General features: G+C 70.1%; 13 protein-coding genes. 3 read left to right on the plus strand and 10 right to left on the minus strand.

Features of this window, described 5'->3' with window-relative positions; translation table 11 throughout:
- The first annotated feature begins 8 nt into the window (after nucleotides 1-8).
- Complete coding sequence (locus tag OHA84_RS18905; RefSeq protein WP_053684050.1) at nucleotides 9-728, plus strand: ABC transporter permease; 720 nt, start codon at nucleotides 9-11, stop codon at nucleotides 726-728.
- A gap of 84 nt (nucleotides 729-812) precedes the next feature.
- The gene (locus OHA84_RS18910) at nucleotides 813-1,460 is read left to right on the plus strand and encodes a rhomboid-like protein (RefSeq protein WP_266970634.1); all 648 of its coding nucleotides are present in this window, start codon (nucleotides 813-815) and stop codon (nucleotides 1,458-1,460) included.
- Between the two features lie 186 nt (nucleotides 1,461-1,646).
- On the opposite strand, the gene OHA84_RS18915 is transcribed toward OHA84_RS18910, so the two are convergent.
- The 9 genes from OHA84_RS18915 to OHA84_RS18955 all read right to left on the minus strand — a co-directional run bounded on the left by OHA84_RS18915 (nucleotide 1,647) and on the right by OHA84_RS18955 (nucleotide 11,422).
- Nucleotides 1,647-2,459, minus strand: coding sequence for an HAD family hydrolase (locus tag OHA84_RS18915; protein ID WP_053684054.1), 813 nt, complete (start codon nucleotides 2,457-2,459; stop codon nucleotides 1,647-1,649).
- Nucleotides 2,456-3,733 carry a serine--tRNA ligase gene (gene serS / locus OHA84_RS18920; RefSeq protein ID WP_266970632.1) on the minus strand — a complete coding sequence of 426 codons (1,278 nt, stop codon included), beginning with the start codon at nucleotides 3,731-3,733 and terminating at the stop codon, nucleotides 2,456-2,458. The genes OHA84_RS18915 and serS overlap by 4 nt, the downstream gene beginning before the upstream one ends.
- A gap of 525 nt (nucleotides 3,734-4,258) precedes the next feature.
- The gene (gene pheA / locus OHA84_RS18925) at nucleotides 4,259-5,194 is read right to left on the minus strand and encodes a prephenate dehydratase (protein WP_053684059.1); all 936 of its coding nucleotides are present in this window, start codon (nucleotides 5,192-5,194) and stop codon (nucleotides 4,259-4,261) included.
- Nucleotides 5,195-5,236: 42 nt separating this feature from the next.
- Nucleotides 5,237-6,532, minus strand: coding sequence for an iron uptake transporter deferrochelatase/peroxidase subunit (efeB, locus tag OHA84_RS18930; RefSeq protein ID WP_371591596.1), 1,296 nt, complete (start codon nucleotides 6,530-6,532; stop codon nucleotides 5,237-5,239).
- Nucleotides 6,529-8,559: a copper resistance protein CopC gene (locus OHA84_RS18935; RefSeq protein WP_266970629.1), complete on the minus strand. Its 2,031-nt coding sequence runs from the start codon at nucleotides 8,557-8,559 to the stop codon at nucleotides 6,529-6,531. Before OHA84_RS18935 ends, efeB begins: the two co-directional genes overlap by 4 nt.
- A gap of 22 nt (nucleotides 8,560-8,581) precedes the next feature.
- Complete coding sequence (locus tag OHA84_RS18940) at nucleotides 8,582-9,067, minus strand: copper chaperone PCu(A)C (protein ID WP_266970626.1); 486 nt, start codon at nucleotides 9,065-9,067, stop codon at nucleotides 8,582-8,584.
- Complete coding sequence (locus OHA84_RS18945) at nucleotides 9,064-9,717, minus strand: SCO family protein (protein ID WP_266970624.1); 654 nt, start codon at nucleotides 9,715-9,717, stop codon at nucleotides 9,064-9,066. Before OHA84_RS18945 ends, OHA84_RS18940 begins: the two co-directional genes overlap by 4 nt.
- A 69-nt stretch (nucleotides 9,718-9,786) precedes the next feature.
- Nucleotides 9,787-10,500, minus strand: a complete 714-nt coding sequence (locus OHA84_RS18950; RefSeq protein WP_053684068.1) for a YcnI family protein — start codon at nucleotides 10,498-10,500, stop codon at nucleotides 9,787-9,789.
- A 112-nt stretch (nucleotides 10,501-10,612) separates the two neighbouring features.
- On the minus strand, nucleotides 10,613-11,422 hold the full coding sequence (locus tag OHA84_RS18955) for a hypothetical protein (protein ID WP_266970622.1): 810 nt from the start codon (nucleotides 11,420-11,422) through the stop codon (nucleotides 10,613-10,615).
- Between the two features lie 221 nt (nucleotides 11,423-11,643).
- On the opposite strand from OHA84_RS18955, the gene OHA84_RS18960 reads away from it, so the two are divergent.
- Complete coding sequence (locus tag OHA84_RS18960; protein ID WP_053684073.1) at nucleotides 11,644-12,126, plus strand: ATP-binding protein; 483 nt, start codon at nucleotides 11,644-11,646, stop codon at nucleotides 12,124-12,126.
- A 94-nt stretch (nucleotides 12,127-12,220) separates the two neighbouring features.
- Here the strand turns inward: OHA84_RS18960 and OHA84_RS18965 are convergent, their stop codons facing one another.
- Nucleotides 12,221-13,687: an aminopeptidase P family protein gene (locus tag OHA84_RS18965; protein ID WP_053684074.1), complete on the minus strand. Its 1,467-nt coding sequence runs from the start codon at nucleotides 13,685-13,687 to the stop codon at nucleotides 12,221-12,223.
- Nucleotides 13,688-13,748: the final 61 nt, after the last annotated feature.

Consider the following 13,748-nt stretch of genomic DNA (forward strand, 5'->3'; position numbering starts at 1 on the left):
TGGCAACCATGTACAACCCCACTGTCGCCCGGCTCACCTACCGGGCCCTGCTCGGCCGCCGCCGCGCGCTGATCCTCTTCGCGCTGCCCGCCCTGCTGATCGTCCTCAGCATCGCCGTCCGCGCCTTCACCGGCCTGGACGACAAGGTCGCCGCCGATCTGCTCGGCGGATTCGCCCTCGCGACGATGGTCCCGCTGATCGGCGTCATCGCCGGCACCGGCGCCATCGGCCCCGAGATCGACGACGGCTCGATCGTCTACCTGCTCTCCAAGCCGGTGAAACGACCGACGATCATCATGACCAAGCTGATCGTCGCCATCGCGGTCACGATGGTGTTCTCCGCGATCCCCACCCTGATCGCGGGCTTCATCCTCAACGGCAACGGTCAGCAGATCGCCGTCGCCTACACCGTGGCCGCCCTCGTCGCCTCGATCGCCTACAGCGCGCTGTTCCTGCTGCTGGGCACCGTCAGCCGGCACGCCGTCGTCTTCGGTCTGGTCTACGCCCTGATCTGGGAGTCCCTCTTCGGCAGCCTGGTCTCCGGGGCGAAGACGCTGAGCGTCCAGCAGTGGTCCCTGGCCCTGGCCGAGAAGGTCGCCGGCGAGGGGTACGTCGACGCCACCGTGGGCCTGCCCACCGCCTCGGTACTGCTCGTCGTGGTCACCGTCGGGGCCACCGTCTACGCGGGCCAGAAGCTGCGTCGCCTCACCCTCGCGGGCGACGAGTAGAACCGGCGGAACCGCCGTCGCACACCGTGCCCCGCCCGGCCCACCGGCCGGGCGGGGCACAGCTTCGCGGGTCATCATCGGTGCATGATGCCGCACGCCGAGCCCGAGCCCTCCAGGCCGCTGTGGTCCTGGATACGCTCCTCGCCCGGTACGCACATCTGGCTTTTGATCATCGCTGTCACCAGTGTGGTCGTGGTGATCGCTCCCGATCATCTGGACCACGTCCTGCTGCACCGCAACAGCAGCAACATTCACGAGCTCACCCGGCACCCCATTCGCGCCCTGCTCTCCAGCGCGTTCTGGATCGAGAACCCGGCCTCGCTCGCCCTGTACGCGGCGCTCTTCGAGCTCTTCCAGGCTCCCGTCGAACGCTGGCTCGGCACCCTGCGCTGGCTCGTGATCATCGCGACCGCCCACATCACCGCCACCCTGGTCAGCCAGAAGCTGGTGCTGATGGCCATCCAGGACCACCGGGCCCCGCGCAGCATGGTCCACGTCGTCGACATCGGCGTCAGCTACGGACTCGCCGCGGCCGCCGGAGTCCTGACCTACCGGCTGCCCGGCCCGTGGAGATGGCTCTACCTCGCGGGAGTCGTCGCCTTCTTCGGCATCCCCCTCATCAGCGGCGGAACCTTCACCGACCTCGGACACGCCATCGCGCTGGCGGTCGGCCTGCTGGCCTGGCCGCTGACCCGGCATCCACACCCCACCCGTGTTTCACGTGAAACATGACCCTGTGAGGGAGCCGGGGGCACCGGAAAATGACTGGTAAGGGGCGTGCGGCCGGGGCAGAGTGAGCCGTGCGGGGAGCAACAAGAAGGTCCGGGACAGCCACTTCGAGCGCGCCTCGCGGCGCGGGCTGCTCCCGGACCTTTCTCGTCTTCGCGGTCTTCGGACCCGCTTCTTCGGACCCTGCGGTCAGGCCGCGCCCAGCAGACGTTCCAGCACCACCGCGATGCCGTCCTCCTGGTTGGAGGTCGTCACCTCGTCGGCCACGGCCTTGAGCTCCGGGTGGGCATTGGCCATCGCCACACCGTGCGCCGACCAACCGAACATCGGGATGTCGTTGGGCATGTCGCCGAAGGCGATCGTCTCCGCCGCCTTCACTCCCAGTCGACGCGCGGCCAGCGACAGGCCGGTCGCCTTGCTCAGACCCAGGGGCAGGATCTCCACCACGCCCGGACCCGCCATCACGATGTCCACCAGGCTGCCCACGATCGCCCGGGCCGCCGTGACGAGCTCGTCGTCGCCGAGCCCCGGGTGCTGGATGTACAGCTTGTTCAGCGGCGCGGTCCAGATGGCCGCGGTGTCCTCCAGGTAGATGGCCGGCAGCCCTTCCTGGACCTGGTAGCCGGGGCCGAACAGGACCTCGCCGTCCACCCCGTCCCGGCTGGCGGCGACCGCCAGCGGACCGACCTCGGCTTCCATCTTCGACAGCGCCAGACCGGCCAGTTGGCGGTCCAGCGTCACCGAGGTCAGGAGGCGGTGCGCCCCCGCGTCGTACAGCTGGGCGCCCTGCCCGCACACGGCGATCCCCTTGTAACCGAGATCGTCGAGCACGTGGCGGGTCCAGGGCACGGCCCGGCCGGTGACGATGATGTGGGCCGCGCCCGCGGCGGTGGCCGCGAGGAGGGCTTCACGGGTGCGCTCCGAGACGGTGTCGTCGTCACGCAGCAGCGTGCCGTCGAGGTCCGTCGCGACGAGCTTGTAGGGGAAAGGGGCCGGGCTCACTTGGCGATCGGCTCCAGGACCTCGCGACCACCCAGGTACGGACGGAGCACCGGGGGGACCCGCACGGAACCATCGGCCTGCTGGTGGTTCTCCAGGATGGCGACGATCGTGCGCGGGACGGCGCACAGGGTGCCGTTCAGCGTGGAGAGCGGCTGGGTCTTCTTGCCGTCGCGGTAGCGGATCGACAGGCGACGCGCCTGGAAGCCGTCACAGTTCGAGGCGGAGGTCAGCTCGCGGTACTTGCCCTGGGTCGGGATCCAGGCCTCGCAGTCGAACTTGCGCGAGGCGGAGGAGCCCAGGTCGCCGGTGGCGACGTCGATCACCTGGAAGGGCAGCTCCAGGCTGGTCAGCCACTGCTTCTCCCACTCCAGGAGCCGCTGGTGCTCGGCCTCGGCCTCCTCCGGCGCGACGTACGAGAACATCTCGACCTTGTCGAACTGGTGTACGCGGAAGATGCCGCGGGTGTCCTTGCCGTACGTGCCGGCCTCGCGGCGGAAGCACGGCGAGAAGCCGGCGTACCGCAGGGGCAGCTTGTCGGCCTCGATGATCTCGTCCATGTGGTACGCGGCGAGCGGTACTTCGGAGGTGCCGACGAGGTAGTAGTCGTCCTTCTCCAGGTGGTACACGTTCTCCGCGGCCTGGCCGAGGAATCCCGTGCCCTCCATGGCGCGCGGACGCACCAGCGCGGGGGTCAGCATCGGGATGAAGCCGGCCTCGGTGGCCTGCGCGATCGACGCGTTGACCAGGGCCAGCTCCAGGAGGGCGCCGACGCCGGTGAGGTAGTAGAAGCGCGAACCCGACACCTTGGCGCCACGTTCGACGTCGATGGCACCCAGCGACTCGCCGAGCTCCAGGTGGTCCTTGGCCTCGAAGCCCTCGGCGGCGAAGTCGCGGATCACGCCGTGCGTCTCGAGGACGATGAAGTCCTCCTCGCCACCGACGGGGACGTCGGTGTGGACGATGTTCCCGAGCTGGAGGAGGAGGCGCTTGGCAGCCTCGTCCGCCTCGTTCTGCTCGGCCTCGGCCGCCTTGACGTCCTGCTTGAGGTGTTCGGCCTTGCTGAGGAGCTCCGCCCGCTCCTCCGGAGAGGCCTTGGGAATGAGCTTGCCGAGCGACCTCTGTTCGTTGCGCAATTCGTCGAAGCGCATGCCGGAGGACCTGCGGCGCTCGTCGGCGGAGAGCAGTGCGTCGACGAGGCCGACGTCCTCTCCACGAGCGCGCTGCGAGGCGCGGACACGGTCAGGGTCTTCACGGAGCAGCCGAAGGTCAATCACCCCTCCAGGCTACCGGGCTGGGGTTCCCTGCATCACACCGATATCACGCTGCGTGTCGCTATGTCCCAATTGCCGCGAATGCAGAACTGTGGGTCGCCGGCCTGATGCGATCGTTCTCGGGAGGTTGATAAAAGCGGCCGATTCCCTGAAAAGGGGCAAACGTCGGTCCGTGGGCGCCTTCTGGAACGTCCTGCGGGGACTTCTTTGTCCACAGGAATTCCTGCCGGAACCGTCTTATCCACAGGCTGTGCGCCGCATCTGTGGAAACGCGAACAGTTCATTGGCGACCGTCAGTCGAGCGGGGCGAATCAGGGTTCAAACCACCCTCACACACTCATTCGGGTGGGAATGACTCGCCCCAACGAGTTGATCTGCGATGCGCGGGTGACGCCGTTCACCTTCCGCTCTCCAGCACGAAACCCAGGCCACCCGACCGATTTGTCGACCTTGTCATGCTGCTCTGTCGACTTGTCCCCAGGTCACCATCTCGTCCTGTGGATAACTCTGTGGACAGTGGACGAAGCCCTACGCCCGGCCGTCGAGGCAGCGCGTCAGCCAGTCGGAGGCCGCCGTGAAGTCACCGTCGGAGGTACCGGGGCGCGAGGCGCGTACGTCACCCAGAGCGACACCCGCCCGCGGATACGAACCGAGGAACCGAACCTGCGGACACGTCCGCTTCAGCCCCATCAGCGCCTCGCTCACCCGACGGTCGGAGATGTGGCCCTCGGCGTCGACGGCGAAGCAGTAGTTGCCGATGCCCGCACCCGTCGGCCGGGATTGGATCAACATCAGGTTGACGCCGCGCACGGCGAACTCCTGGAGCAGTTCCAACAGCGCACCGGGGTGGTCGTCGCCGAGCCACAGCACCACGGAGGTCTTGTCGGCTCCGGTCGGCGCGGCCGGCCGCGCGGGCCGACCGACGAGCACGAACCGGGTCTCGGCGTTCTCCGCGTCGTGGATCTCGGTGACCAGAGCCTTCAGCCCGTACGTGGCGGCGGCGAACTCGCCCGCGAAGGCGGCGTCGAACCGACCCTCCTGCACCAGCCGTGCGCCGTCGGCGTTGGACGCGGCCGACTCCCACACCGCGTCGGGCAGGTTCGCCCGCAGCCAATTGCGGACCTGCGGCTGGGCCACCGGGTGCCCGGTGACCGTCTTGACGTCCGACAGCTTGGTACCGGGCCGTACGAGGAGCGCGAACGCGATGGGCAGCAGCACCTCGCGGTAGATCATCAGCGGCTCGCCCGACGCCAGCTCGTCAAGGGTGGCGGTGACCCCGCCCTCCACCGAGTTCTCGATCGGAACCAGCGCGGCGGCGGCTTCACCGTTGCGGACGGCGTCGAGAGCGGCCGGCACGGACACCATCGGGACGAGCTCCCGGGTGGCGGCTTCCGGCAGGGTGCGAAGGGCTGCTTCGGTGAAAGTGCCCTCGGGACCGAGATAGGTGAAACGAGTGGCCGACATGTGATCAGCCTAATGCCGGAGGCCATGACGCCGACGGGCTGTTCACCCTTCGAGCAGCCGCTGTCCGACGTACTCTCCGGCACGTGGCCCGGGCGGGACCGCGTACAGCCCACTGGACTCGTGCCGGATGAACTCGGACAGGGCGTCACCGCGGTCGAGCTTGCGCTGGACGGGTACGAAACCGCGCAGCGGATCGGCCTGCCAGCAGATGAAGAGGAGCCCGGCGTCGGGGGTGCCGTCGGCGGCGATCCCGTCGTGGAAGGAGAACGGACGACGCAGCATGGCCGCGCCCCCGTTCTGCTCGGGAGCCGAGATCCGTGCGTGGGCATTGGACGGGATCACCGGCTTGCCGTCACCGCCGAACTTGTTCAGGTCCATCTCGGTGGTCTCGCCGCCGCCGGTGAGGGGCGCCCCGTTGGCCTTCGTACGACCGATGACCTGCTCCTGCTTGGCCGTGGGCTGCTTGTCCCAGTCGTCGAGGAGCATGCGGATCCGGCGGACGACGGCGTACGAGCCCCCGGCCATCCAGGAGTGCTCCGCGGGGCCGGGTCCGCCGGCGGGCACGAAGATCCGCTTGTCGAAGTCGGGCTCCGAGGGCTTCGGGTTGCCGGTGCCGTCGACCTGGCCCATCAGATTGCGGGCGGTCATCGGGGAGACCGTCGCGCCGGGAGACCGGTTGAAGCCGTTCATCTGCCAACGCACCCGGGCGGCCTCACCCGCGTCCTTGTGCAGGGCGCGCAGCGCGTGGAAGGCCACGAGCCCGTCGTTCGCGCCGATCTGGACCCACAGGTCGCCATTGCTCCGCTGGGGGTCGAGCCGGTCCGCGGAGAAGTTCGGCAGCGGGTCCAGGGCCGTGGGGCGGCGGGCGGCCAGGCCGGTGCGTTCGAAGAAGGAGTGGCCGAAGCCGAAGGTGACCGTGAGGGACGAGGGCCCCGCGTCGAGGGCGATCCCGCTGTCGGCGTTCGGCGCGGTCTCTCCCGCCATCAGCCGCCGGGCCGTTTCGGACCAGCGGCGCATCAGTGCGGCCGCCTCCGTGCGCCCGGCGCCGGGGGCCAGGTCGAAGGCCAGTACGTGGCCTTTGGCCTGGAGCGGCGTGACGATGCCGGCCTGGTGGTCCCCCTGGAAGGCGACCTCCGTGGCGCCGAGGGAGGTGAGGGCCCCGGCGGCGCCGGGAGCGCCGCCGGCAGGGGAGTCGGACAGTGCCGAGTGCGTGAGGGCGCCACCGACGCCGCCGAGCGCGAGCCCGGCGGCGCCCGCGGCGCCGACCGTGCCCAGCAGTCGGCGCCGGGAGATCTCGATGTCGGGGTGGTTGTCGCTGCTCTCGGTCACGCTGGTCAGCCGATCTTCACGTTCTTCTGGACGGTCGTCTGGTCGATGTCGGAGGTACGGACGGTCACGTCGATGCGCCACTCGCCCGCGAGGGGCAGCTGGACTCCGGACGACGACCAGTGTCCGGGAGCGGCCCGGTCCGGGGCGAGCGGCAGCGGGCCGATGTCCTTGGCCGGGAGGGTGAAGGCGACCTTGATCTCGGGGAGGTCAAGGGGCTGCCCGTCCGGGCTCTCGGCCCAGAGGTGGAGGGTGTTGGCACCCACCCGGCCGGGGTCCAGCTCCAGCCGCACGGTGCCCTTGCCGTTCTGGCCGCCGGTGTCGAAGGGCAGGGTGATCTTCACGGCCCGATTGGGGACGGCGGTCGACGCGCCGTTGCGGCCGGTCTCCTGCTGCACGGCGCGGCCCGGTTCGGTGTTCGTCAGGACGGTGGTGACGGCCAGCAGGGCCACGGCCACACACGCCTCGGCGAGAACGGTGCGGCGCAATCCGGCGCGGCCCGGGTCGGAGTCCCGGACCTGCTTCTCGCGCGCGTTCTCGCGGGCGGCGCGCTGCCGGGCGAGCTGGGCGGCGCGCTTGGGGTCGGAGGGAACGGTTTCACGCGATGCAGCGGGGACCGTCTCTCGCGCTGTTTCACGTGAAACATCGGCCGATGTTTCACGTGAAACAGCGACCTTTTCCCCGGCCGCCCTGTTCGACACTCGACTTTCGGCGAGCCGGGCGGTCCAGCCCCGCGAGACGTAGGCGATGCCGACGAGGACGGTCACGAGGCCGACCTTGATCAGCAGTAGCCGTCCGTAGCTTGTGTCGGTCAGGGCGGACCAGCTTCCGAGCTGGCGCCAGGACTGGTAGACGCCGGTGATCGTGACCACCAGGACGCTGATGAAGGCGACCTTGGAGAAGCGTCGGACGGCCTCCCGCTCGATGTCGGGGACCTTGTGGAGGGCGACCAGCAGGGCGGTGAGTCCACCGAGCCAGGTGGCGACGGCGAGGAGGTGCAGGATGTCCGCCGGCATCGCGATGCCCGGCTGGATGCCCGTGGAGGCGTGCTCGGCCAGCGCCCAGGTCGCGGCGATACCGGCGGCCAGGACGGAACCGCCGATGCCGAGTCCGAAGGCGAGATCGGCGGTGTCCTTGCGGTCCTGTGCCCCGGTGTCTTCCGCCTCGGCCTCTTCCCCGGACGGGGCCGGGGTGTTCGCCGTCCCGGCTGCCTGTTGCCGGCGCGCGTAGGCACCGAACAGCACGGCGATGAAGAGCGCGGCCGCGCCGAGGAGAAGCAGCCTGGAAACGAGGGAGGCGCCGGTCTTGGTCTCCAGCACGGCCTTGAGGCCGTCGAGGTCGAAGACGTCGGCGAACCTGCCCGAGCCGGTGTACGGGTTGCGCAGCGCGAGCATCGCCAGCGTGGCGGCGGTCAACGTGACCCAGCCGCGCAGCACGAGCTTCTGCAGGGGACGTTCGACCGACCCCCGCCGCCAGCACAGCAGGATGAACGCGGCGCAACCGACGAGCACGATGAAGCCCGCGTAGGCGGCGTACCGGGCCAGCCCGTAGGCGACCCCCACGGGGCCGCCGCCGGCCTGCTGGGCGGGAAGGGCGACCTGGGTGGCCGACGGGGCGCCGATGGAGAAGGTGAAGGCACCCGAGATGGGGTGGCTGTCCGCCGAGACGGCCTGCCAGGCCACGGTGTACGTGCCGTTGGGCAGGCCGGAGTGCAGGGCGGTGCCGTAGCGGATGGTGGATCCACTGCACATGTCGCGCAGTTCACCGGTGTCCACGCGCTTGCCCTGCGGGTCCATCACGCGGATGGAGTCGTCGCCCATGGCGACCTGCTCCGAGAAGGAGAGGGTGACCTGGGCGGGCGCCGTGGCGACCACCGCCCCGTCCTTGGGGTCGCTCGCGGTGAGTGCGGCGTGCGCCGTGGCCGGAGAGGCCGCGGCGAACAGGGTTGCCAGCAGGGCTGCGAGGACCAGCGCGCATCGCGGCAGGAGAGCCGGGATGTGTGCGCGGACCGGGGCGGGGGCGGGGGCGGTGGCCGTCATGGCGTGTCGGTTCCTCGGTCCGTCAGTGGGCGTTGGAGTTCAGCGCGTTGTACGTGCGTTCCTTCACGTCCAGCTCGACCTTGACGGGGTCGGCCTTCTCGAAGCGCAGCTCGACGGTGACCTTGTCGCCGACCTTCGGCTTGTTCTTGAGACCCATGAACATGACGTGGTTGCCGCCGCGCTCCAGGTTCAGTTCGCCGTTCGCGGGCACGTCCATGGACGCGACCTGCTGCATCTTCTGGTTCTTGGTCTCGTGGATCTGGAGATCGTCCGAGAGCGGGCTGGTGACTCCGGTGAGCTTGTCCGCGGTCTTCGAGTCGTTCTTGATGACCATGAACGCGCCGGCCATCGCGTCGTTGACCGGCTCGGGCATGAAGGCCCCGCTGACGGTCATCGCCGGCTTGCCACCGTCGGCCTTGGTGTCGGAGTCCGAGGAACAGCCCGATATGGCGAGCGCTGCCGTCAGGGAGAGCGCGGCGGCGAGGGTACGGGTGGTGCGGGCGTTCACGGGGTGTCTCCCTTGGCGAGCTTCGGCAGGTCCTTGGCGTAGTCATCGACGGTGGTGCCCTCGCCGTAGAGGACGTAGCCCTCGTCGGTCTTGGGCGAGAACGCGATGACCTGGGCGCCGTGCATGGAGACGACCGTGCCGTCGGCCCCCTTCTTGGGGGCCTCGATACCGATGCCGAGGCTTCGTGCGCCGGCCTGGATGGTGGCGAAGTCCCCGGTCAGTCCGATGAAGGACGGGTCCAGTGCCTTGAGCCACGCGCCGAGGGAGTCGGGGGTGTCCCGTTCGGGGTCGGTGGTGACGAAGATGACCTGGAGCTTGTCCTGTTCCGCCTTGGTGAGCGCCTTGCGGGCGACGGCGATGTTGCTCATCGTCAGCGGGCACACGTCGGGGCAGTGGGTGTAGCCGAAGTAGATGAGCGTCGGGCGGCCCTTGGTCTGCTCTCGCAGGTTCCACGGCTTGCCGGTGGTGTCCGTGAGGACCAGGTCCGGCTTGTCGAAGGGGCGGTCGAGGACCGTCGCGGCCCCGGCCTTGGCCTGGCCGCTGATCTGCTTGACCGAGTCGCCGGTCTTGGCGGTTTCACCGCCGCAGGCGGTGAGGGTGAGGGTGGCCGCCGCGAGGAGCGCGGCGACCGTCACACGTGTGGTGCGCATGAAAGAGGTGTCCCTGGGATCGGGGATGGTGCGGATGGTCTGAATGACAGGGCCTGGGGGCCCGTCGGGTCAGGAGGCGCGACGACGCGAGGCGATTCCGAAGGCGACGCCGCCGAGCCCGATCACGATGCCCGCGATGCCGAGGGCGCGCGCGGTCGTGTCCGAGCCGCTCTTGGCGGCCTCGTCGTGGGCCTTGTCGTCGCTCTTGGCCTCGCCGGCCTTGGCGTCCCCCGCGGCGTGGTGGTCGTCACCGGCCTTGGCGGCGACCAGCTTCAGGACGGGCGCCGGGTTCTGCGGTTCCGCCGCGCCTTCCTTGGCCTCCTCGATCCAGCGGACGACCTCGTTGTTGTCGTACGTCTGGATCGCCTTGAGGACCATCTGGTCCGCGTTCTCCGGCAGCTTGCCGACGGACACCGGGAACTGCTGGAACTTGCCGGCCTCGATCTTGCCGCCGCTCCAGGTCACCTTGGTGACGGCCTCGTTGATCTGCTTGCCGTGCACGGTGAGCGGCTTGTCGAGCTTGGACTTCTCGACCTTCACGGTCCAGCCGGGGACGTCCTGCGGCATGACGGAGGTCAACGGCTGGTCGATCGGGAAGTTGACCTCCAGCTGGGTCGTCGACGCGTTGTCACGCTCGTTGGGGACCTTGAAGTTGATGACGGCGTAGCCACCCTTGGTGGCCTCGCCGGGCTGTACGCCGACGTGGGCGAAGGCGGTGCCGGACAGGACGAGGACGCTACCGGCGGCGAGGGCGGCGGCGAAGGAGACACGAGAGGCCTTCATGGCAGAAACACTCCACGGGAAACGGTGTGACGGTGGCTCCGCGCACGGGCGCGCGCGGAGTTCGCGGCACCGGTGCTCCCGCCGTGTGTTCCGGGGAGGTGGGGATGCCGCGTCAGGCTGCGAGGGCGAGGCCGCCGGGCGGGCCGCGCCTGATCACCGTGTGCTGGAGGGCCTCCCGCCCGTTCGCCGCGACCGGCGCGACCGCGGTCCGACGGGCCCGGGGAGTACGGGAGGACGTCCCGAGGAGCCCGTGGCCGAGGACGCGTACGAGGGCCAGCGCGGCGCGCAGCGGACGTACGGGGTCGGCTTCGGCGGAGAGCCGCGACAGCTCGACGAGCCGGAACAGCGCGGCGTCGCCGCGCCCGAGGAGCCAGCCGGCGGCGAGCGCGGCCAGCAGGTGGCCGAGCAGCATGGCGGGGCTGAACAGTCCGGTCGCCGGTACGGCGGCGGCCTGGGCCGCGTGCGCGTGGGCCATGTGACCCTGCGCGGCGGCCTGCTCGGCCATCGCGGCCGGGTCCAGTCCGGCGCTCACCAGGATCTGCCGGGCGTCGGCCGGGTTGATCGGAACGGAGTTGCCGCCGCAGACCAGCCGGGCGGCGAGTGCCGCGAGCGAGGAGTCGGACGGGGTGGGCTCCGCTGCCGAGGCGGCGCTGTGCTGGCCGAGGCCGAAGACCGCGTGGAGTCCCAACTGGCCGACGGTGAGCGCGGCGGCGATGCCGGGCAGCGAGCGCCGGCGGCCGGCGAGCGGCGCCGCGACCACGAGGACCGCGAGGAAGCCGATGCCGAGTGCCCACCAGGGAACGGTGGCGCAGGACGCCAGGGCGTGCCCGACCGCGGACAGCACGACGCAGACCGCGGCGAACACCGCGGCCCGGATCGTCCGGAGGCCTGCTCCGGCCTGCGTCGTGTGGGGGGCAGTCATGGCCGGGTCATCATCGCACTGCCCCCCGACGGCTCATACGGCAGGTCCGGAAGGTCCCATGCGTCCCCCCGAGGGAGCGGTGTGCGGGTCTCGGAGGGCGCGTGGCGGTGGTGGGTGTCGCCAGCCGTACACCGCCGCTCGGGAGTGCCACATCGGCCGAATGAGCGCTCTGTCCGCTCTCGGGGGCTTACGGCCGACCTCGGGCGGCAATAGGTAACCGTATGAGCATCTGGTGGTCTCTCCACTTGAGGCGCGAAGCCGCGAGCGTGCCGCTCGCCAGGCGGTTGCTGCTGGGGACGATGGAGACCGCGGGGGTGGATCCTGACATTTCCTTCGACCTGTCGGTGGCGCTGAGCGAGGCGTGTGCGAACGCGGTCGAGCACGGTGGCCCGGCGTCGGCCGCCTGCTCCGGCGGCGGACCGGTCCCGGAGGAGTGGGCGGCGTACCGGGTCACGGCCTACCTGGACGGGGACCGTTGCCGCATCGAGGTGACGGACTCGGGCCCGGGTTTCCCGCCGAAGACGGTCGAGGGTCAGGGATCCCCGCGGGTCGAGGCCTCGGAGAAGGAGCACGGCCGCGGCCTGTGGCTCATCACGGAACTCGCCGACCACGTCCGCTTCGGCAACGGGCCGGGACGGGGCGCGGTGGTCAGCTTCGACAAGATCCTCAAGTGGCGTGACGGCGCCCTGTTGACGGCGTCGTAGGCGCGGGAGCCGGACGGTACGGCCGGGCATCCGTCCCCCGGACACACCGGTGGGCGGGACCCGTGAGGGTCCCGCCCACCGACGTCAGGCGATGTCAGCCCTTGAGGCGCGCCATCCAGGCCTCGACCTCGACCGAGGTGCGGGGCAGCCCGGCGGAGAGGTTCCGGTTGCCGTCCTCGGTGACGATGATGTCGTCCTCGATCCGGACGCCGATGCCGCGGTACTCCTCGGGCACGGTCAGGTCGTCGGCCTGGAAGTACAGACCGGGCTCGACCGTGAGGCACATGCCGGGCTCCAGCGTGCCGTCCACGTACGCCTCGGTGCGCGCGGCCGCGCAGTCGTGGACGTCCATGCCGAGCATGTGGCCGGTGCCGTGCAGGGTCCAGCGGCGCTGGAGCCCCAGCTCCAGGACGCGCTCGACGGGGCCTTCCAGCAGGCCCCACTCGACGAGCTTCTCGGCGAGCACGTGCTGCGAGGCGTCGTGGAAGTCGCGGAACTTCGCGCCCGGCTTGACGGCGGCGATGCCGGCTTCCTGGGACTCGTAGACCGCGTCGTAGATCTTGCGCTGGATGTCGGTGTACGTGCCGTTGATCGGCAGGGTGCGCGTCACGTCGGCGGTGTAGAGGGAGTGCGTCTCCACGCCGGCGTCGAGCAGCAGCAGGTCGCCGGAGCGGACGTCGCCGTCGTTGCGGACCCAGTGCAGGGTGCAGGCGTGCGGGCCGGCGGCGCAGATGGAGCCGTAGCCGACGTCGTTGCCCTCGACGCGGGCACGGAGGAAGAAGGTGCCCTCGATGTAGCGCTCGGACGTGGCCTCGGCCTTGTCGAGCACCTTCACGACGTCCTCGAAGCCGCGGACGGTGGAGTCGACGGCCTTCTGCAGCTCGCCGATCTCGAAGTCGTCCTTCACCGCGCGGGCCTCGGAGAGGTAGACGCGCAGCTGCTCGTCGCGCTCCTTGGTGACCTTGTCGGTCAGGGCGGTCTCGATGACGGAGTCGTGGCCGCGGACGTTGCGGACCGGGCCCTCCGCCTCGGCGAGGGCCTCGGCGAGTTCGCGGACGTCCTTGGCGGGGATGCCCAGCAGCTGCTCGGCCTCGGCGAGGGAGTGGCGGCGGCCGACCCACAGCTCGCCCTGGCCGGACAGCCAGAACTCGCCGTTCTCGCGGTTGGAGCGGGGCAGGAGGTAGACGGTCGCGGTGTGGCCGGTCTCGCCCGTGGGCTCCAGGACGAGAACGCCGTTCTCGGTCTGGTCACCGGTGAGGTACGCGTACTCGGTCGAGGCACGGAAGGGGTACTCGGTGTCGTTCGACCGGGTCTTGAGCCGGCCGGCGGGGACGACCAGACGCTCGCCGGGGAAGCGCGCGGACAGCGCGGCGCGACGGTCGGCGGTGTGCGTGGCCTGGGCGATCGGCTCCAGTCCACGCAGCTCCGTGTCGGCCCAGCCGGTGCGCATGCTTTCCGCGAGTTCCTCGCTGACGCCCGGGTACAGCCCGTTCTTGCGCTGCTTGTGCTTCTTCTTGGGCTGCTCTTCTTCCGGGGTCTCCGGGGTGAGCTCGTCAGCCACGTCATCTCCTCAGCTACGACATGCAAGGACCGGGTACGGACCTCGTCCATCGTATGTGTGA

Origin of the sequence: Streptomyces sp. NBC_00513 (genome assembly GCF_041431415.1) — a bacterium.
Classification (GTDB): Bacteria; Actinomycetota; Actinomycetes; order Streptomycetales; family Streptomycetaceae; genus Streptomyces.